Below are 20,658 nucleotides of genomic sequence, written 5' to 3'. Positions count from 1 at the left end.
ATGCCTTAAAACGGCATGCGGGTGGTGGCGGATGTCACTTACCTCTCTGCAGCCACGCGATATTGCTAGCGCAAGCTATTCTTACTGAACTCACTACGTTCCTGATGGATTTGAAATCAGCAGCCGCCAACCTCCGTCAACGCTTCGCAACAACACCTGCGTTGCTGTACCGGACTCTTCGTGCAGTGTTCTATCCTTAGTGGTTATGGTCAAAGTCCAGTCAATAATAAGCAGAGCCATTTCACCGGCGGAGAGGATCGAGCGGATATGGTTTCTGATAACTGGCTGGGATGATGTCAGTGACAAAAAAGTGTCCCGAAGCTTTTCAGGATCGCTTTCGATGACCACACCATCAGTCATTTTCATAGTGGCACGGTTACTGAACAGAGCCAGCAGGTCATCAACCCTGCCTGCATTGAAAGCATCATCAAACGCGGCTATCGTTTCGACAGGCGAATGGTAGACTGCTGTCCCCCCTTCAATGGCGGCTGTAAATTTTAACAGGTGGCTGGCGACCTCTGTAGGGGCCTCCAGAGGCAAGAGATGTCCGACGTCTGGAATGATATACATTGATGCATGTGAAATAAGGGGCAGCAATTCTCTTTGCAGAGTAGCCGGAAGGTCTACACGATCCAACTCCCCTGAAATGACCGTCACAGGGACATTAATTGAGGCCACTTCCTGGGTAATGTCTTCGCCGATAGCCGTATTAGGCCAGCCTTCTTTGGCCTCGGATGAGGCCCTCAAACTGTCCTCGATTACCTGTTCACGCAGAGCAGAACTTAGTGCCCCCGCTGTCAGGACATTATCAATCACAAAGCCGACAGATTCGCGGCTGTTATATGCGCTGGATAACGTATCGCGCTGCTCAGGCGTGAGACGCATAGGTGAAGGTGGAGAGGGAGCGATAAGCATCAGGCCTTCAAGACCTGCAGGCCGACGCGACGCCATCAGTTGGGCAACTTTTCCCCCCATCGAATGGCCAACAAGAATGTAGCGTTTAAGCTCAAGCGCTGAAATAACCCCTTCGGCATCCCGAGCAAGGTCACCAATTCGGTATCCTGATTTAGGTGCGTCTGAGCCCCCCCAGCCCCGGTGGTCGATTGCAACTGTGCGGTAGTGGTCAGGTAACTGACTTATCACGCTCTCCCAGGTACGGGATGAACCGCCATAATAATGCAAAAATACCAGTGCAATTTCACCGCTGCCCTGTTGCTCAATGTGGATACCCGTTCCATTCACCTTAATTTTCATCGTCTCATGCCTCTTCATGTAATTAAGGTAATGGTAATTGCTGTCATGAGTGATGATAATCAGCGTAATTGTGTCGACAGCCGATACTCTGATTATCGAATGGTGGTAAGTAATGGACAGGTTCACCAGCATGCAGATTTTTATCGCGGCAGTGGATGAAGGCAGTTTCGCCGCCGCCGCGAGACGTTTTAAGCTTTCGGCTGCAATGGCAGGAAAGCATGTCAGCGCTATAGAATCTGATCTAAATGTACGACTTCTTCAGCGTTCAACACGCCGTCTTAGCCTGACGGATGCCGGTGAGCGGTATTATGAACGTTGCAAAGTTATTCTTGAGGTTCTTGAGGATGCGAACCGGGAAGCCAGTGATGTTCAGAAAACACCGAAGGGGTTGCTTCGCGTTGCAGCACCGGTCGCCTTCGGTGCAATGCATCTTGGTAGGATCGTATCACGCTATCTGGAGCAATTTCCGGAGGTCAGTCTGGACGTTGTACTGGAGGATAAATACGCCGATCTACTCGAAAATCGAATCGATGTTGCCATCCGAGTTGGGCGTCTTGAGGATCCGACACTGGTTACGCGGCGGCTGGCACCTTGCAGGATGGTTTTGTGCGCCTCACCGGAGTATTTGAAAAAACATGGCACACCAGAGACGCCGGATGATCTTTCCCGTGCGCCTCGACTGGCGTTCAGCCAGGCGGTTTCAGCGGGAGACTGGACGATTTATGATGCACAAGGCAGGCCGCACAGTATTGAAGGCCCATGCCGTATGACTGCCAATAACATTCAGTTGCTTCTTGAATCTGTACTGGCCGGAACAGGCATTGCTTACGGGCCCAACTTTGTTTTTGGCGAGCATATTAAGCAGGGCAAGCTGATAAAGCTGCTGCCAGCATACCGGACGACTGAACTTACTATTCAGGCTGTTTATCCCAGCGCGATCCGTATTCCTTTCAAGGTTCGCAGCTTTGTTGATTTTATTGCTAAAGCGTTAGGAGATACACCGCTGTGGGGAGAAGAAAATTGAAATATGCAAGAAGTAACGTCTGCTGTTGGCACGCAGCAGACAAACACCTGACGCTGAAGGTCTGCTGAGAGCGAAAAGTGGACATTGTATCCCATTAGCTTGAGTGAAGGGCATTCCACTCATCACGAGTAATCTCCCACAATTCTGAGTCCAGAAGCCCGCTGACAAACTGTTTCTTTTCCGTTTTGATTAGTCGCATACCGCTACTGGCTGAAATGTGCTGAGAACGTATATTTTCGGCCGCTTTTGGGGCTCGCAAAACAGGCTTGTTCAAAGTATTAAACCAGTAATTTGTAACCGCAATACTTGCTTCCCTCATTAATCCCTGCCCCTGATACTCAGGTACCAACCAGAAACCACGATTATTATCTTCCGCTTCGTCCAGGCAGATAACGCCTATCAAATTGTCAGGGTTATCCCGGTGCCGTATGGTCCAAACCCAGGCATGGCCTTTTGCCATAGCAGGCAGCGCGACATTATTCACGTAATGCGCTGCACCATTGTCAGGAAAGGGCCAGGGAACTGATGACACCATATAACGCACAATTTCCCAGCGCGGATAGAGCTTCTGAATCTGGAGTGCATCTTTGGAAACTAATGGCTTTAATAGCAAACGATCTGTTTTTAGCGTGGGTATCAGCATGCGCTATTTTCCTTACTGATTAAAAGGTCCATTACTATTTTCTGTTAGTCCAATACTTAATGTAATTCATTTTGACGTGCTCCCTAATTTTTAATGCAACGCGATGTTAGTAATGTCCGCTATTGGCACACAGCGGACTTTACTTACATAGATGATGTGTCAGGCTGCTAGTCACAGGGAGTTAACTATTACGCCATGACTGCAAATAAATACGGTTATTTCAGCTTTTTAGGTTTTATGAAGCGCTTGTATCCGGCAAACCTGTGACGCGCTGTAGCCCGTAGCATCAGCCGTTTCCTGGATACTCAGTTTCTTTACCTGTCTGTAGTACAAGACTTTCTGATGTCGCTCCTGATCGGCCTGTTTACCCCGGTATTTCCCCAGTGTATGTGCCCGTTCAATTCCCTGCTTTTGACGCAGGCGGCGGCTCAGCCAGTCCTTATGCGACATCGCGGCCATCAGGTCGATAAGCATGTTATTGATGGCTGTTATCACGGCGCGGGTGATTGGGTCAGCCTGCGAAGGGTCTTTATCCGACAAAGCCTGCCATGAGGTGGGCACATCCAGGCTGACAATACGCAGCTCGTGTTGTTCTATCTGCTTTTTCAGCGTCATCCAGTCGCTGTTGCTCAGACGGGTCAGGCGGTCTATCTGCTCGACCAGTAAAATATCATTGTGGTGACTGTCCATCAGTAAGCGACCCAGTTCCGGACGGTCAAGTTTTGTCCCGCTGATGTTCTCCCGGTAGTAACTGGCTATTTTATGCCCCCGTTCCTGGACGAACTGCTCCAGCATCTCTTTTGCCCGATCGGCAAACTGATCTTCCGTCGATGCCCTTAAATAAGCTCTGATGAACATTTTTTCACCGCATTATCGCATTTAGGTTATTGCATTTAATCTGTCGCATATAGGTTATGTCATTCATTGTATTACGTCACGTTTTGATTATGGCGTAAGGGTGTACCCTTATGCGATACCATTTTTGTTAAAAATTCCGCATCAAATAATTTATGAGGGAAACTATATGGCAAGGAGGCAGATTCTTTCTCTGTCGGAAAGAGAATCATTACTGGCATTACCGGACGATGAGTTAACGCTGACACGAATGGCGTATTTTAGTGAGCATGATCTGGCGCTTATCAGTGCTCACCGTAAACCCGCCAGTCGTTTTGGTTTTGCCGTCCTTCTTTGCTATCTGAAAAATGTCGGCTTTGCACCGGATAAAAAAATCCCACCCTCTGATGCGCTGCTGAAGCATATCGCCAGCAGGCTAAAACTTACCGGGGATCTCTGGCCTGCTTACCTTTCCGGCAGGGAAACCACGCGACGCGAACATTTAACCGAACTGTACCGCTATCTTGGCGTAAAAGCGTTTACCGGAAAAATACAGCAGGACTGTATTACACACCTGCTGCCGATGGCGACGCGCACCGATAAAGGTATTCTCCTGGCCGAAGAACTGCTGGTCTGGCTCCGGAAGAACAACGTGATAATTCCCGCGATTGATGTCGTGGAGCGTACCTGTGCGGAGGCCATGGCTGGCGGCGATAAAATCGTATTTCAGACCCTGAATGCCCCGTTAACTCCGGCTCACAGGGATGCCCTGGATCGTTTACTTGAGTCCTCAGATAATCAGCCTTCCAGGCTGACATGGCTTCTGCAACCGCCGGGTAAAATAAATGGTAAGAACGTGCTGCAACACCTTGATCGGCTCAGTAGCATTGAATCGCTGGCATTACCTGAAGGTATAGATCGTACCATTCACCAGAACCGGTTGCTGAAACTGGCGCGGGAAGGCCGAAAGATGAGTAGCCGGGATTTGACCCGATTTTCAGCAGCCCGCCGTCATGCGATCCTGGTGTGCGTGCTGGAAGAAGCCAGAGCCACACTGACAGATGAAGTGATTGAGCTGCATGAACGCATGCTGAACAGCCTGTTCAGCAAAGCCAAAAGAACACAGGCTGAGCGCCTTCAACAGACCGGAAAGCTAATCCAGTCAAAACTGAGGCAGTACATAGATGTCGGCCAGGCACTGTCTGAAGCTCGTGATTCCGGTGGCGATCCATGGCTCGCAATAGAAAACATACTCCCATGGCCTGAATTTGTCGCCAGTCTGGAGGAAACACGCCATCTTGCCAGAAAAAATAATTTTGACCCGTTACATATTATTACCGAGAAATACAGCACATTACGGAAATATGCCCCGCGCATGTTGTCCGCTTTACAGTTAATCGCAACCCCGGCAGCGCAACCTCTGGCTGATGCGCTGGTTGTGATCAAGGATATGTACCGGAAGCAGTCGCGTAAAGTTCCGGCGACAGCGCCGCTTGAGTTTGTCCCTGAAAGCTGGCGCAAAGTGGTGATTACACCTGCGGGTATTGACCGGCAGTACTATGAATTTTGTGCGCTCAGCGAGCTTAAGGGTGCATTGCGCTCCGGGGACATCTGGGTTAAAGGCTCACGCCGCTACAAAAACTTTGATGATTACCTCATTCCCGAAAAGGACTTTGACAAACTCACACCGGCGCTGCCCCTGCCCGTATCTGCTGATTATCATGAGTACATTACCAGCCGTATGACCCTGCTTCAGTCCAGACTTGAAGAGGTCAATGCCATGGCTGCCCTTGGTGAGCTGCCCGATGTCGAAATATCTGACAGGGGAGTAAAAGTCTCTCCGCTGGATAACTGCGTCCCGGTACAGGTTTCACCGCTGGCAGAGCTGGTTTACAGCATGCTACCGCGCCCTAAAATCACGGAAATTCTCGATGAGGTAAACAGCTGGACGACGTTTACCCGACATTTTTCGCATATAAAAAATGACATTACCCGTCCCGATGCCCGCCAGCTCCTCACCACCATCCTTGCGGATGGCATCAATCTTGGCCTGACCAAAATGGCGGAAGCCTGCCCCGGAAGCACCAAATCATCACTGGAAGATATCCAGGCATGGTACATCCGCGACGAAACCTATTCAGCCGCCCTCGCAGAGCTGGTAAACGCGCAGGGGAAAAGACCACTGGCGGCATTCTGGGGAGACGGGACAACGTCATCATCAGATGGACAGAATTTCAGAACAGGCAGCTCAGGCCGCTACGCAGGGCAGGTTAACCCGAAATATGGGCAAGAGCCTGGACGTCAGTTTTATACCCATATTTCGGATCAATACAGCCCGTTTTACACCTGCATAATCAGCCGGGTCAGGGATTCAACCCATGTGCTCGATGGCTTGCTGTACCACGAAAGCGACCTGGAAATCAGGGAGCATTACACCGATACCGCTGGTTTCACCGATCATGTCTTTGCCCTGATGCATCTGCTGGGATTTGCGTTCTGTCCGCGGATCAGGGATCTCCACGACAAAAAGCTGTTTATCAAAGGGAAAGCAGACCAATACCCGGCGCTTCAGTCACTGATATCAACGACCCGCCTGAATCTGAAAGAGATCGAAATTCACTGGCGTGAAGTACTTCGTCTGGCCACTTCAATAAAGCAGGGAACCGTGACGGCATCCCTGATGTTGAAAAAGCTTGCCAGCTACCCCAAACAAAACGGACTTGCCAAAGCACTGAGGGAAATTGGTCGTATTGAACGAACTCTGTTTATGCTCGACTGGTTCCGCGATCCGGCACTTCGTCGGCGGGTACAGGCGGGACTGAATAAAGGAGAAGCCCGTAACGCGCTGGCGCGTGCGGTATTCCTACACCGGCTGGGTGAAATCAGGGACAGAAAACCGGAAAATCAGAGCTATCGCGCCAGTGGACTGACGCTGCTGACGGCTGCCATATCCCTGTGGAATACCGTCTATATGGAAAGAGTGGTCGATGCCCTGAAGCGCAAAGGGGTGAAGATCAACGAGCAACTGCTGTCGCATTTGTCCCCGTTAGGCTGGGAACACATCAATCTGACAGGCGATTATATATGGAAAAGCAACCGGATACCGGCTTCCGGTAAGTTTCGTCGGCTGAGACCAGCTAAAGTCGAAAGGTCAAAAAATAGCCTTAACGTACAATAATTTTCGATATCCAAACTGACCCCTACGAAACCGACCGGTTTCGGTCAGTTTAAAGCGATAACTCATATAAACTATATGCAGAGGAAGCATTTATGCCACGGAGACAAATACTCAGTAGTGAAGAAAAAGAACGCTTGTTGATTGTGCCGGATGATGACGTATTTCTGACGCGCATGTGCTTTCTGAGTGAACATGACCTCGCGCTCATTAATAAACACCGCAGGCCAGCTAACCGTCTGGGCTTTGCAGTTTTACTCTGTTATTTGCGAGGACCAGGGTTTCCTCCCGACAAAAGTATTTCACCTCACGACGGTGTTGTCTTCAGGCTGGCGGCTCATTTGAAAGTCCAGTCTGATTTGTGGGCCGAGTATGCATCAAGAGAGGTCACCCGCTGGGAACATCTGGCTGAACTCTACCGCTACCTGGAATTATCCCCTTTTAACCGGGCGCTGCAAAAAACCTGTATTCGCCACCTTTATCCCCACGCCATGCGGACAGACAGAGGTTTTTTACTTGCGGAGGAAATGCTCTCCTGGCTCCACAATAATAAGGTTATTTTCCCCTCTGTTGAAGTGATCGAACGAACCCTGGCCGAAGCAACAACACTTGCCGACAGGGCGGTTTTTTCTGCGCTTACCGCGCAGCTTGAACCAGGGCATAAAGCGGCACTGGACCGTCTGTTGGTATCTGAGGGTGAGCAACCTTCACGGCTGGCCTGGCTGCTCCAGCCTCCGGGAAAAATTAATGGTAAAAATGTCCTGCAACATATCGACCGGTTAAATGCGATTGAGTCGCTGGTACTCCCTGACGGCATTGCACTTTCCGTTCACCAGAACCGACTCCTGAAACTCGCACGCGAAGGCAGGAAAATGAATAGCCGGGATCTGGCAAGATTCACGGATGTTCGCCGTTATGCCTCGCTGGTTTGTATCATATCGGAGGCCAGATCCACCCTGACTGACGAAGTTATTGATCTGCACGAGCGTATTCTGAGTAGTCTGTTCAGCAGGGCAAAACGTACTCAGGCCGAGCGACTCCAGCAAACGGGAAAGCTGATTCAGAGTAAACTGAAGCAATACGCTACCGTCGGGCAGGCATTACTTAACGCCAGAGAATCCGGGGAAGATCCCTGGGCCGCAATAGAAGACGTCCTTCCCTGGCAGGAATTCATCAACAGCGTGGAAGAGACGCGGTTCCTGTCACGTAAGGACAACTTCGACCCGTTGCATCTGATCACAGAAAAATACAGTACGCTGCGTAAATACGCCCCCCGGATGCTGTCCGTGTTGCAGTTCAGGGCTGCACCCGCCGCAATGCAGCTCAGTGACGCATTGGATACCGTCAGAGATATGTATAGAAAACAACTCCGAAAAGTACCGCCTTCCGCGCCAATCGGGTTCATCCCGGAAAGCTGGAGAAAGGTTGTGATCACCCCCACCGGCATTGACCGAAAATATTACGAATTTTGCGTGCTGAATGAACTGAAGGGAGCCTTACGTTCAGGTGACATCTGGGTAAAGGGGTCACGCCGCTACAGGAATTTCGATGATTATCTGATCCCGTCAGGCGATTTTGAAAAATCACTCAGGGATAACCAGTTACCCCTTGCTGTTCCGGCCGATTGCCATGAATACATCAAGAGCCGTTTGACGCTTCTTGCATCGCGTCTGGAAGAAGTTAACGCGATGGCGCTGGCCGGTGATTTACCCGATGTTGATATATCGGATAAAGGCGTGAAAATTACCCCGCTGGATAACAGTGTCCCTTCAGCAGCATCCCCTTTTGGCGATCTGGTTTATGGCATGCTCCCTCACCCTAAAATTACTGAAATGCTGGATGAAGTGGACGGCTGGACTGGTTTTACCCGCCATTTCACACACCTCAAAAACAATCACGTCAGACCTAAAGACAGAAAGTTGTTACTGACCACCATCCTGGCCGATGGTATCAACCTTGGACTGACAAAAATGGCCGAATCCTGTCCGGGAACGACCAAATCGTCGCTCGAGGGCATTCAGGCCTGGTACATCAGGGATGAAACCTATTCAGCTGCGCTGGCCGAGTTGGTCAATGCCCAGAAAAAACGCCCTCTGGCGGCATTCTGGGGCGATGGAACAACGTCATCGTCTGATGGACAGAACTTTCGGGTGGGGAGTCACGGGCGTTATGCTGGTCAGGTCAATCTTAAATACGGTCAGGAGCCAGGCATGCAGATTTATACGCATATTTCGGACCAATACAGCCCGTTTTACACCAAAGTCATCAGCCGAGTGCGGGATTCAACACACGTACTTGATGGTCTGCTGTACCACGAAACTGATCTGGAAATTACAGAGCATTACACCGACACAGCAGGTTTCACTGAGCATGTTTTCGCGCTAATGCATCTGCTCGGATTCGCTTTTGCGCCAAGGATCCGGGATCTTCATGACAAACGGCTGTTTATTCATGGAAAAGCTGAGTTGTATCAGGGGCTTCAGTCAATCATCTCGACAACCAGCCTGAATCTAAAGGAAATTGAAACCCACTGGCATGAGGTGCTGCGTCTGGCTAGTTCTATAAAGCAGGGAACGGTAACAGCATCACTGATGATGAAAAAGCTGGCAAGCTATCCGAAACAGAATGGTCTGGCAAAGGCGCTGAGAGAGTTTGGGCGCATCGAAAGGTCATTGTTTATGCTGGACTGGTTCAGGGATCCTTCACTGCGTCGACGCGTACAGGCGGGGCTGAATAAAGGTGAGGCTCGCAATGCCCTTGCGCGAGCGGTCTTTATGCATCGGCTGGGTGAAATCAGAGATAGGAGGCTGGAGAATCAGAGCTATCGAGCCAGCGGTCTGACATTGCTGACTGCGGCGATCTCACTGTGGAATACGGTATATATAGAAAGAGCGATAGATTCTTTGAGGCGGAAAGGGATCGCGATTAATGAGCAACTGATTTCTCATCTGTCTCCACTGGGATGGGAACATATCAACCTGAGCGGGGATTACGTCTGGCGAACAAACCTAAAACTGGGACAGGGTAAATACCGCGCATTACGCTCAGTGGATAGTAGCCTGTACAAAAAACATGCTTAGCGTAGGATATTTTCCGTTTTCCAAGCGGACCCCTGGATCAACGGGAATAGTGACGCCGTGGGAGAATGATTTTAATTCGATAGAGCCTAAGCGCAGTGGCATCATGCAGCTACCGACAACGGGAGAGCCGTTTTCATCTTCAAGCCATAAGTGAGCGGGAGTGGACATTTAATTTCCTTATAAATTAATCATCATTTAACGTAGCGATAAAAAATAACTATTACGATCACGAAAAATAGAGGCACAGGCCATAAAGGGCCATCAGGGAGAAAACGCACTAGAACAACTGCAAATATAAGTGTTAGTACGGCGGGTCCGTACATCGTAAATAATGACTTGAAAAATCTCTTAAAAACCCTTCTGATAAAATTCATCATATTTTATCTAATCATCTTGATGATGATGTCTGTAATATCACCATCCGATCCCCACAGTGCTTTAAATGCGCCAGCCCGCTCAAACAATGGCTCTATCAGGAAGTACATCATTTCCAGTTCTTGAGCATATAGCGCAGAGTAGTACGCAGGGTAAGTAAAGCGAAGACGATCTGCACTATTTGCTGCTTTCTGGACTATGCCATATATGCCAAGCCCACCAACAACCCCGCCCGCCCTGCGTCCTGCTAGTGCGCTGATTTCAAGATTTAGATTCATGCCGATGGTAACGGATGATGCAACAGCTAAAGAAAACCCGACATTTGTGAGTGAACTTGCAGCAATATGGACATTCACAGCCATAAGCCGCTGCTTGATGTGTTCTAATTGAGCAGTTGTTTTAAATTTAAATATTTCTCCGAAATATATTTTAAGCATGTCGTACGCAATATTGCCATTTTGTAGAAGATGGTAAACTCCTTTAGAAAATCGAATATCCTCAGTCTTTTGTTTCTGACAGACGTCCTGATATTCATCCGTGAAACAGGATGTGTAATACAATGCACGCTGTGCGCCTGCACCTATCGTTTCAATCTGATTTGATACCGCTTCTCTAACACCCGTTAATGCGTGATCGAGCTTTAACGCAAGAATCTTATTGGCCTGTAAATGGCTGATAATTTCATCATTACCGTACATAATCATTCCTTGCTTATGCCATTAAGTCCGTATGGATATTCAATTTACCATAACATGCGCTCACCGCGCGCTTTTCCCCTGAAGACACCCTTTCTTGCGGCTTATCCGACACAACGTCAGGCTGGTCTGTACGTTTCCAGTACTTTGATTGGCACTTTCATACATTTAATCATCGATTCTGGCCGCTCAATCTTTGCTGTTAGCGCTGTTCTCAACAGATCCGCTATCACTATGTGTTTAGGTTCAATAGCCAGGTCATGTAACGTAAATACTAAATCTCCAACAATCCGGCACATTTGATCGTACAGTTGGTCCGTTTCCTCTGTACTTATAGCAACTTCATAATTGTTTGTATCGGTTGTATATTATCAAACATTCCTAATTAAATTGCGGTTAAGTTGTATTTATGTGCGTTAGCACATGAAGCCGACAAATAGTGTCACATAGGATACCTCAGCTTATGGTCGCCGGTGACGCGGCGCCCCCCCGCCCTGCAAGACCATTCCTGTTAACACCAACGATACGCTAATGTACGCGGTCGGAGTGGTCCTGGCGAAGCCAGCGCGTATCTCCGCGTTAGCGGCAAAGGCGCTTACGAGCGTGTACTCTAAAACCAAAGGAAAACCTCTCAAAGCGACACAACCGCAGTAGTTACAACATTCATCCTAAAGCCACTCTGTTCCGGGCCTTTGGCCCGCGGGCGCGGCTTTTCAGGGCGGCCAGGTTCCACACGGGTGTTACCGCTGTGCACGGTCCGTTATTAAGGGCCAGCTCGGAGCTTCAGATTTGCACTGAGTAGTAGAAGGAAATCATGTGAATGTTGTAACTAAATACGGTTTGTTAAAAGCCTGCATTGCAGGCCTTTTTAAGAGAGGAAATTTACGCGGCGACCTTACTGCACATATCGGCGCACTGCCGGCAGCGCTTCGCACAGTACTGACAGTGGTCATGCTGATGTTGCGAACATTCCTCAGCACAGGCGGTACAAATGTCCGCACACAGATAACATATCTGTTGCGCATAGCCGCTTTGGAGCGCCAAAAAATGCGCGGCAAGACGACAAATCGCGGCGCATTGCATGTCCAGCCGGATACAAGCTTTCATCATGCCAATGTCTTCTTCGTTAAGGCAGGATGTAGCACAGTGATCACATGCTTCTGCGCATTGATAACATTCATCGATAATCTCCTGATTATTGATCTTCATACAAGCCTCCTAATTAAATTTAACACCTTTCAAAGTCTGAATAATATTTCATGATAAGCAAGTTCAGAGTACCATAATAACAATTTATTATAAGAGACTCCTGATGAATAATCATTTAATACAAACAGGGGCTTGCTATACATTTAAATGTCAGGACCGCCATTGTTATCCTTTTTAATCACATTACACGCGATACCTGTGGCTATAATTTAAGTTCGATTAATATGACGGGAGGTTGTTGCAATGACAGGCATCACTGATCAAGATAAAAGTAAATCCGGGCATGATCATGAACGGGATAAGGATATTCATAAGCGGGAAAGGAATAAACCTCAACCAGATTATCAAAAAGATCATCCTGCAGATGCACCGGAGTCAGGCGATAAGAGGTTGTAATACAAAGATATATATCCTGCGATATGTGATGAAATACGTTTCAGCAGGCAGCCATGTTCCACGGTTCTCACGGTTGTCTGTTCTAAGCCCTGTTGATATAGCACTCCACGCCGGGGATAATTCCATGCTTTTATGATCCTGACGCCAATATATCAATAAGATAAGGTACCTTCGCTTAGCCCTCCCTTTTTCCTGATTTACAGATTTATCTGAAGAATATGTAAATCTGGCGTTATTAATTGAAGAAAAAAGCATGTTAGCTAAGCTCATATACATAACCTTACAAACCAGCAGGGCGGAAATTGCCTTTTTCATTAACCGGAACGCGGGGGTTTAATGAACCAACAAACATGCACGATTTTGTATAACGGCGAGCCTTTAACGGGGAGGATTAATCAACCGCTGATTGATTTTCTGCAAGAACAGGGGAAAAAACTGCCGCATGTTTGTTATCACCCTGCGCTGCCACCGCTGGAAACCTGCGATGTGTGCTGGGTAGAAGCGGATGGTGAAAAAGTGCGCGGTTGCACGCTCACTACCTATGATGGTCTTGCAGTGAACAGTCAGAGCGACGCCATGCGCGCAGCGCAGGAAGAAGGGATGGATCGCATACTTAACCGCCATGAGCTGTATTGTACGGTTTGCGAACACAACACCGGTGACTGCACCCTGCACAATACTGTCGCCGATATGCATATCCCGATTCAGTATTACCCTTTCGAGCGAAAACCCTACGGGAAAGACCATTCTAACCCTTTTTATACTTACGACCCGGATCAGTGCATTCTCTGTGGTCGCTGCGTTGAAGCCTGCCAGAACGTTGAGGTGAATGAAACGCTGACCATCGATTATACCGAAGCTCATCCGCGCGTACGCTGGGATGGCGGGACTCAAATCGCCGGTTCAAGCTGCGTCAGTTGTGGGCATTGCGTCACTGTGTGCCCGTGCAACGCACTGTTGGAAAAAACCATGCAACCGGATGCCGGTCCGTTTACCGCCATGCCTGAACCGGTTAAACGTCCGCTGATCGATTTCGTTAAAGCCCTGGAGAACAGTATTGGCGCGGAGCCGGTGACGGCTATTTCCCTGATCGATAATGCGCTGCGGCAGGCGGAAATCAAGCGGACGAAGACGGTATGTACGTATTGTGGCGTAGGATGCAGTTTCGAAATGTGGACGCGTGACCGCCATATACTGAAAGTGCAGCCTGTGGCAGAGGCGCCGGCAAACGGTATCTCGACCTGCGTAAAAGGAAAATTTGGCTGGGATTTTGTCAACAGCCCGGAACGGCTGACCACACCACTGATCCGCGAAAATGGACGCTTCCGCCCTGCCAGCTGGGACGAAGCGCTGGAGACCGTTGCCCGCCGGTTGCGTGAAACCGCACAACGTCATGGGGGAGACGCCATCGGTTTTATTGGTTCAAGCAAGGCCAGCAATGAAGAAGCTTACCTGACGCAAAAAATTGCCCGCCTGATTTTTGGCACCAATAATGTAGATAATTCCTCACGCTACTGCCAGAACCCGGCCACACAGGGGCTGTTCCGCACGGTCGGCTATGGTGGCGATGCGGGAACCATCAAAGATATGCAGCAGGCTGACCTGATTATCACGATCGGCAGTAATCTGGCGGAAAACCATCCGGTGATTGCCTCACATATCAAGCAGTCACATAAACACCGGTCGCAAAAACTGCTGGTGGTCGATCCCCGGCGGCATGAAATGGCCGACCGCGCAGATCTGTTCCTGCAAATCAAGCCGGGAACCGATCTGGTCTGGGCTTCGGCCATGTCACGTTACATGTTTGACCACGGTTATGCCGATGAAGAGTTCCTGAACCAGCGGGTCAATCAGGTCGCAGAATATTATGCCTCTCTTATGCCTTTCACGCTGGAATATGCCAGTGAGATCACGGGTCTGAGTGTCGAAACACTGGTATCAGCCGCGGAGATGATCGGCCAGGCGAAAAGCGTCTGTCTGCTGTGGGCGATGGGGATCACCCAGCACAGCCACGGAGCCGATACCAGCACGGCGCTGTCGAATTTACTGCTGGTGACCGGCAATTATGGCCGTCCGGGCACCGGGGGTTATCCGATGCGCGGCCACAACAATGTTCAGGGAGCCAGTGATTTCGGTTGCCTGAGTAATGTCTATCCCGGCTATGAAAAAGTCACCGATCCGGCGATGCGCGAAAAGTGGGCAAAAGCCTGGGGTGTCGACCCTGCCGCGCTCTCCGACAAGGCGGGCGCCGATAATTATAAAATGGTGCAACAGGCCGATAAAGGTGCGCTGAAGGCGATGTACATCATCGGAGAGGAGACCGCATTTTCCGATGCAGATTCGACGAATGTTCATGAGGCTTTCAGCAAACTGGAATTTATGGTGGTCCAGGACATTTTTATGAGCCGTACCGCAGAATTTGCAGATGTGGTGCTGCCTGGTTGCCCGTCTGTCGAAAAAGAAGGCACCTTCGTGAATACCGAACGGCGTATCCAGCGTTTTTATGAGGTAATGAAACCGCTGGGTGAAAGCCTCCCGGACTGGAAAATCCTGACGATGTTGGCCTCCAAACTTGGCCATCCCTGGTATTACCAGCATCCTGGCCAGATTATGCAGGAAGCGGCAAATATCGCCGGGATTTTTGCCGGTGTCAGTTATGAACGCCTGTCCGGATGGCACTCTCAGCTTTGGCCAGTCAGTGCTGACGGTAAAAGTACGCCGCTGCTGTATACCGACAAATTCCAATTTCCCGATGGCAAAGCACGACTGTATCCGCTTGAGTGGCATCCGCCCATGGAGGAATCCGACAGCGAATACGATTTGCTGCTCGATAACGGCCGCATGCTTGAGCACTTCCAGTCAACTAATCAGACCGGCAAAGGAGGAAGGATCACTTCCCTTTCGCCAAACTGGTATGTGGAAGTGGGCCCTCAGCTGGCGGCAGAGCGTCAGTTACAGGAAGGGGATTGGGTACGCCTGACTTCGCGCCGCGGCTCGCTGGAAGTGCCGGTGCTCATCACGGACCGTGTGGCCGGTAACGTGTTGTTTATTCCCATTCATCATGGAAAACCCGGCGTGAATGGCCTGACCGGAGAGCACCACGATCCGGACGTGAATACCCCGGCTTATAAGGAAATCGCGGTCACGATGACCAAACTGGAGCGGACTCCGCAACCTGATCCCCTGCCGCGAGAAAACTTCCGCTATGGTCAGCGCACCCCGATCAACCAGGTGCCAGCAGAAGATAAATGGCGTCAGGATGGTTATCGCCTGCCGCCTGAACATGTTGAACATCCGGAGAAATTCTAATGGCTGAACGACAGGAATATCAGGTGCCGCCTGCCAGCACCGAAACAACCGCACAGGAAATGCTGCATACCTTAACCGAGAGCCTGCATGAGCATGGGTTTTTACGTTTGCTGAACGATGTGGTGCGGGCAAATACGGATATCGCGCGTATTCTGGTCGCCGGGATGAATCAGCCCGGTAGCCAGAATGCCATGCAAAACCTGTCCCTGCTGTTTATCACGCTGAGCAAAATCCCGCCGGAGCATTTTAATCATCTGCTGCAGGCGCTCAAATCCGGCGTTATGGCGGTACGCCAGGATAATGAGCGTAACGAACCGAAACACGAAGAAACGGCGCCCGGGGTACTCGGCATGATGAAACTGCTCAATGATGAGGATTTATGGCGTGGTCTGATGCCGATCGTTAACGGCCTGAAAGCCTTTGGGGAAGAGATACAGAAAGAAGAGCAGAAACCTGTGACCCGAAATACCGGTAAAGAAACGCATGAGTGAAACTGACTGGGTGCTGCTGCTGTCACGCGGACAATTTGCGCTCACTATGGGAATGCACATCACGCTGGCTGCACTGACCTTAGGACTGGCTCCGTTTCTGGTATGGTTCGAAACCCGCTGGCTATGGGGTAAACAGGCAGCCTCGGGTACTGCCCTGCACTTCTGGCTGAAAATTTTTGCCATCACCGTTGCCGTTGGGGCCGTTTCCGGCGTAGTGATGGAATTTCAGTTCGGCACTAACTTATACAATGTATGAATCCTGCACCGTGGCAGCAGGTATGGCAACTGGCCTGGGGTAAGGGGTTGATCCTATCAATTGTCCTGTTATGGCTTTTTTCGCTTTTGGCATTACAGAAGCTTAGCCCGTTCAGACAACTGGCCGTTACTCTTATTTTACTGGCTGCCATCGTTATACAGACCGGGATAGGCATTTACCCTGAGCTTATTCCGGGGGAAATGAACTTACACAGGGTGGCGTCCGGAGGTATAACACAAGCGTTCCTTCTGACCGGCATTGCCTTTATTATTCCGATCACGCTTCTTTACCATAGCTGGGCCTTTTGGGTATTTCGCGGAAAAATAGAAAAGTAATAAAACAATAAGCTATCACCGTGCAGGCATGCTGCTTCAACTGCATATGTGGTAATAATGCGCAAGTTTATAAAAGGGAGTGGTAATAGCTTTTTTAGGTTAACCAGGCCTTTATAAATCAGTAAATTTTATATCGCAGCATACGTAAAACTCACCGATCGGAAAAATCCTATAAATACTTATCCCGGCGCGAAGTATTTATTCCCTCTGACTATACTTATAACTTATTCATAGAACCCATTGGAGGCTATATGCTTAAGAATAGCGATCCTGATAATAGCCAGTGTGATCATAAAAGAGATAAAGACAATCCGCAGCCAGACTACAAAAAAGACGATCCTCATAATGCGCCGGAATCAGGTGATAAAAATATCTGACCCGGCCCCTGAAATGAGCCCTCTCCTGAGGGGGCTCATTTCAATCCTGTGCTTAAATGTTTATTATTAATCAGATATTTTTCATGATCACAGCACAGCCTGAGCATCTGCCAGTCGTTTTCCTCGTTGAATGTAAACTCTCCAGACTATGTCTGATTCTCTCACAGCACCTGTATACGGCATGCAGCGAAAGGCGACCTTCGGATATTCAAATAAATCATTAATTATGTTTCATTGAGTAAAATAATCGCTTACTCACCTGCGATAAATACCCGTTTTTCTGAGAAAGCAAACCCCGTTATAACTCCCTCTAATATCATAGAATTACCGGGTTATTCATATCAACACCTTATTTAGTCAACCTCCCGATTGGGACTTTTCTTAATAAAATCCAGCATTCCACCACGCAACATATGTTATATTTTACAAAACAACGAATTATGTCTGATATTAAAAGTAAAGATATTACTCTTGCTGTTTCACGCGGAGATGATTATTTAATTTTTAGCGACACCCGACTTGACGCATTATTAATACACGCTATTATTAGAAGTGAGCACATGCTCTTCAGGAAATATCATCTTTATAAGAAATCCCATTAAGGATGATGTTACAAGTAAATAACTTTTAAAATCCGATAGGAGGACATTATGGCCGAACATCGTGGTGGTTCAGGTAATTTTGCAGAAGATCCAGAAAGAGCATCTGAAGCCGGTAAAAAAGGCGGACAAAAAAGCGGGGGGAACTTCGCGAATGACCGTGAACGCGCAAGCGAAGCCGGTAAAAAAGGTGGACAGCATAGCCATGACAATGATTAGTTAGCTTAATCGTATGAATGTTATGTAGTTATGTATTAGCATTAAAGGCCCGTGGATAATTCTGCGGGCCTTACCTTTGGCTTCCACGTTGGTTAAGCTAAAGATGTCAGAACTGAATAACGCCTTTGATGAGCTGGCAGTTATTGATGATTTTTTCTTCGTAGATTTCGGCCAGCCCGCTAAATGGATAACGGTGCGTCAGCATCATGTCCGCCGTTAACACTCTGTCAGCCATCAGCCTGCCCACTTTTTCAAAATCCTCCCGGGTTGCGTTACGGCTGCCCATCATGGTGGTTTCTTTTTTATGGAACTCAGGATCTGAAATAGTCAGATCCCCTTTAAATAACCCGACAAAAACGATGCTACCGCCATGACGGATCAGATTGACTGCATTGTTCATGGCCTGCTGGTTGCCGGTGGCATCAATAAGCTTCTGCGCCAGAGAACCGCCAAATGCTCCACACAACTGAACGTCAAAGTTCTCTTCTGAGGGATCGATACTCAGTAATCCCAATTTTTCTTTTACATGCTGACGACGTTCCGGACTGGTATCAGCCACCACAACCCGGGCCCCGTCCGCTTTGGCAATGGCCGCCACCCCCAGGCCAATCGGACCTGCGCCCACGACCAGCACCTGATCGCCGGGGCTGATGGCGGCGCGGCGAACGGCATGAGCACTGATAGCAAAAGGTTCGGTCAGCGCTGCGGCTTCGGGGTCTATACCCTCCGCATCAAGCAAATTGCTGGCAGGTATGCTCAGATATTCACAGAACCCACCATCCTGATGAACGCCGATCACTGATATCTTTTCACAACAGTTGGTATTCCCCGTGAGGCAAGCCGGGCATTGATGACAGGCGACATAGGGAATAACGGAAACCTGTTGTCCGGTATTAAATTGGTGAATATTTTTGCCCAGCCTGACTATCTCCCCGCATATTTCATGACCCAGTACTCGCGGATAGCTGAAAAAAGGCTGTTTCCCGCGCCACGCATGTATATCCGTTCCGCAAATACCCACGGTTTTAATTTTTAGCAGCGCATCATTATCACCGGGAACCGGAATTGCGCGTTGTTTCCAGATAAGTGATGTAGGTTCCTGGCATATCAGGGCATTCATTGTCGTCATGATTCATTTCTCCTGTTTTGTTAACCCAGGTATCAATGAAAAAAACAAAAATCGTGAAATAAGAAAATTGATTTGTGAAACCCGACTCATAAAACGGTTTTAAAACCGTTTTTAATAGCAAGAAACATAAGGATCACCCATGAGCCGGTCACAAAAGTTACGTCATAACGTTGTCAACCAGGTTATCTATGATATGGATCGGGGGCATATCCCTTCACCGCTCCCATCCCAAAGTTCACTCGCGGAGATGTACAACGTTAGCCGCACCACAGTCCGTCATATTCTTGCTCATCTCTGCGAGTGTGGCGTATTGCAGGCTGCAGGAAGTGATTACCTGATCTTGCGTAAGCCAGAGAATAACGACGGTTTTGCCTGCTCCGGTGAACCGCTGGAGGCACAAACAAAAATCTTCGAACAGGCATTTTTCTCGATGATAAATCAGCGTCAGCTTCGCGCCGGAGAATCGTTCTCAGAACTTCAGCTCGCGCGTGCTGCGGGTGTCAGCCCGGTTGTAGTACGTGAATACCTCCTGAAATTTGGCCGCTACAACCTGATTGAAAGCGAGAAACGGGGTCACTGGAGCATGAAACGGTTTGATCAACGCTATGCGGAGCAACTGTTTGAACTGAGGGAGATGCTGGAGACCCACGCCCTTCAGCGCTTTTTAAATCTGCCTGCTGATGACCCCCGCTGGTTTCAGGCAAAAGCGCTGCTTGAACGTCACCGGACCCTTCGTGACAGCATTGGCGACAGTTTTCGCAAGTTCTCTTCCCTGGACCGGGAGTTTCACGGGTTACTGCTTTCTGCAGCCGATAATATATTTTTCGATCAGTCACTTGAGATTATTTCTGTCATCTTTCATTTCCACTACCAGTGGGATGAAAGTGACCTGAAGCAGCGCAATATTATTGCCATTGATGAGCATATGACCATTCTGAGTGCCCTGATTTGCCGCAGCGATATGGACGCCATGCTGGCGATGCGTAACCACCTCCAGACAGCCAAACAATCGATGGTCCGCTCCATCAATCAGACTGCGTCCGTTTTCCATTAAGTACCGATTAAAAGCAGTAAACCATTATCAGGCGCACGCTTCAGTTAAAAGTTAAACGCAAAATAAAATGCCACTCCTATTTTCAATACCACGTCGGTTATACGACGGAAGATTCGTCAGGAGATGATAACAATCCTCCCCTGAGGAATTAATGAGACCTTTCCATTAATCCATTAATGAAAAGTAATAATCAAATCTCAGGAG

The 20,658-nt window shown here is 48.9% G+C and carries 18 protein-coding genes and 1 pseudogene; 11 read left to right on the top strand and 8 right to left on the bottom strand.

Annotated features, from left to right (window positions below; genetic code table 11):
• Window positions 1-93: 93 nt before the first annotated feature.
• Window positions 94-1,386, bottom strand: coding sequence for an alpha/beta fold hydrolase (locus J1781_RS12190; RefSeq protein WP_112152620.1), 1,293 nt, complete (start codon window positions 1,384-1,386; stop codon window positions 94-96).
• Here J1781_RS12190 and J1781_RS12185 point away from each other — a divergent pair.
• A complete protein-coding gene (locus tag J1781_RS12185; protein ID WP_112152621.1) occupies window positions 1,385-2,278 on the top strand; it encodes a LysR family transcriptional regulator in 894 nt (297 codons plus the stop codon). The genes J1781_RS12190 and J1781_RS12185 overlap by 2 nt on opposite strands.
• A 94-nt stretch (window positions 2,279-2,372) precedes the next feature.
• Here J1781_RS12185 and J1781_RS12180 read toward each other — a convergent pair whose 3' ends face one another.
• Complete coding sequence (locus J1781_RS12180; RefSeq protein WP_112151352.1) at window positions 2,373-2,921, bottom strand: GNAT family N-acetyltransferase; 549 nt, start codon at window positions 2,919-2,921, stop codon at window positions 2,373-2,375.
• A gap of 228 nt (window positions 2,922-3,149) precedes the next feature.
• On the bottom strand, window positions 3,150-3,779 hold the full coding sequence (locus J1781_RS12175; protein ID WP_100936155.1) for a recombinase family protein: 630 nt from the start codon (window positions 3,777-3,779) through the stop codon (window positions 3,150-3,152).
• A gap of 166 nt (window positions 3,780-3,945) precedes the next feature.
• Between J1781_RS12175 and J1781_RS12170 the strand changes: the two genes are divergently transcribed.
• Both J1781_RS12170 and J1781_RS12165 read left to right on the top strand, forming a co-directional pair.
• Window positions 3,946-6,933 (top strand): Tn3 family transposase, encoded by a 2,988-nt coding sequence (locus tag J1781_RS12170; protein ID WP_217233658.1) that lies wholly within the window; start codon window positions 3,946-3,948, stop codon window positions 6,931-6,933.
• A gap of 92 nt (window positions 6,934-7,025) precedes the next feature.
• Window positions 7,026-10,010 (top strand): Tn3 family transposase, encoded by a 2,985-nt coding sequence (locus J1781_RS12165; protein ID WP_014333876.1) that lies wholly within the window; start codon window positions 7,026-7,028, stop codon window positions 10,008-10,010.
• Between the two features lie 33 nt (window positions 10,011-10,043).
• Here the strand turns inward: J1781_RS12165 and J1781_RS12160 are convergent.
• The 4 genes and pseudogenes from J1781_RS12160 to J1781_RS26175 form a co-directional block, all read right to left on the bottom strand.
• Window positions 10,044-10,178, bottom strand: a pseudogene (locus J1781_RS12160) (type VI secretion system tube protein Hcp); the annotation flags it as partial.
• A 212-nt stretch (window positions 10,179-10,390) separates the two neighbouring features.
• A complete protein-coding gene (locus tag J1781_RS12155) occupies window positions 10,391-11,083 on the bottom strand; it encodes a hypothetical protein (RefSeq protein WP_217233657.1) in 693 nt (230 codons plus the stop codon).
• Between the two features lie 116 nt (window positions 11,084-11,199).
• Window positions 11,200-11,415 (bottom strand): DUF2767 family protein, encoded by a 216-nt coding sequence (locus tag J1781_RS12150; protein ID WP_331252978.1) that lies wholly within the window; start codon window positions 11,413-11,415, stop codon window positions 11,200-11,202.
• Between the two features lie 547 nt (window positions 11,416-11,962).
• Window positions 11,963-12,289, bottom strand: a complete 327-nt coding sequence (locus tag J1781_RS26175; RefSeq protein ID WP_129955360.1) for a four-helix bundle copper-binding protein — start codon at window positions 12,287-12,289, stop codon at window positions 11,963-11,965.
• A 243-nt stretch (window positions 12,290-12,532) separates the two neighbouring features.
• Between J1781_RS26175 and J1781_RS12140 the strand changes: the two genes are divergently transcribed.
• From J1781_RS12140 to J1781_RS12115, 7 genes are all read left to right on the top strand, one after another.
• Window positions 12,533-12,685 carry a hypothetical protein gene (locus J1781_RS12140; protein WP_217233655.1) on the top strand — a complete coding sequence of 51 codons (153 nt, stop codon included), beginning with the start codon at window positions 12,533-12,535 and terminating at the stop codon, window positions 12,683-12,685.
• 336 nt (window positions 12,686-13,021) lie between these two features.
• Window positions 13,022-15,994, top strand: a complete 2,973-nt coding sequence (gene fdhF / locus J1781_RS12135) for a formate dehydrogenase subunit alpha (RefSeq protein ID WP_217233654.1) — start codon at window positions 13,022-13,024, stop codon at window positions 15,992-15,994.
• Complete coding sequence (locus J1781_RS12130; RefSeq protein WP_217158443.1) at window positions 15,994-16,485, top strand: helical membrane plugin domain-containing protein; 492 nt, start codon at window positions 15,994-15,996, stop codon at window positions 16,483-16,485. The genes fdhF and J1781_RS12130 overlap by 1 nt, the downstream gene beginning before the upstream one ends.
• Entirely contained in the window at window positions 16,478-16,741 is a 264-nt protein-coding gene (locus tag J1781_RS12125; RefSeq protein WP_238483524.1) for a cytochrome ubiquinol oxidase subunit I, read from the top strand. Before J1781_RS12130 ends, J1781_RS12125 begins: the two co-directional genes overlap by 8 nt.
• Window positions 16,738-17,076, top strand: coding sequence for a cytochrome d ubiquinol oxidase subunit II (locus J1781_RS12120; RefSeq protein ID WP_217233653.1), 339 nt, complete (start codon window positions 16,738-16,740; stop codon window positions 17,074-17,076). Before J1781_RS12125 ends, J1781_RS12120 begins: the two co-directional genes overlap by 4 nt.
• Window positions 17,077-17,327: 251 nt before the next feature.
• The gene (locus J1781_RS26320) at window positions 17,328-17,453 is read left to right on the top strand and encodes a hypothetical protein (protein ID WP_255466777.1); all 126 of its coding nucleotides are present in this window, start codon (window positions 17,328-17,330) and stop codon (window positions 17,451-17,453) included.
• A 650-nt stretch (window positions 17,454-18,103) separates the two neighbouring features.
• Window positions 18,104-18,271, top strand: coding sequence for a con-10 family general stress protein (locus J1781_RS12115; protein WP_129955354.1), 168 nt, complete (start codon window positions 18,104-18,106; stop codon window positions 18,269-18,271).
• A gap of 106 nt (window positions 18,272-18,377) precedes the next feature.
• Here the strand turns inward: J1781_RS12115 and J1781_RS12110 are convergent, their stop codons facing one another.
• A complete protein-coding gene (locus J1781_RS12110; RefSeq protein WP_217219717.1) occupies window positions 18,378-19,400 on the bottom strand; it encodes a zinc-binding alcohol dehydrogenase family protein in 1,023 nt (340 codons plus the stop codon).
• Window positions 19,401-19,539: 139 nt separating this feature from the next.
• On the opposite strand from J1781_RS12110, the gene J1781_RS12105 reads away from it, so the two are divergent.
• Window positions 19,540-20,454: a GntR family transcriptional regulator gene (locus tag J1781_RS12105; protein ID WP_129955472.1), complete on the top strand. Its 915-nt coding sequence runs from the start codon at window positions 19,540-19,542 to the stop codon at window positions 20,452-20,454.
• Window positions 20,455-20,658: the final 204 nt, after the last annotated feature.

This window comes from Rahnella perminowiae (assembly GCF_019049695.1).
Classification (GTDB): Bacteria; Pseudomonadota; Gammaproteobacteria; order Enterobacterales; family Enterobacteriaceae; genus Rahnella; species Rahnella perminowiae.
The sequence above is the reverse complement of the archived record's forward strand: the minus strand, read 5'-3'. Positions and strand labels throughout refer to the sequence as shown.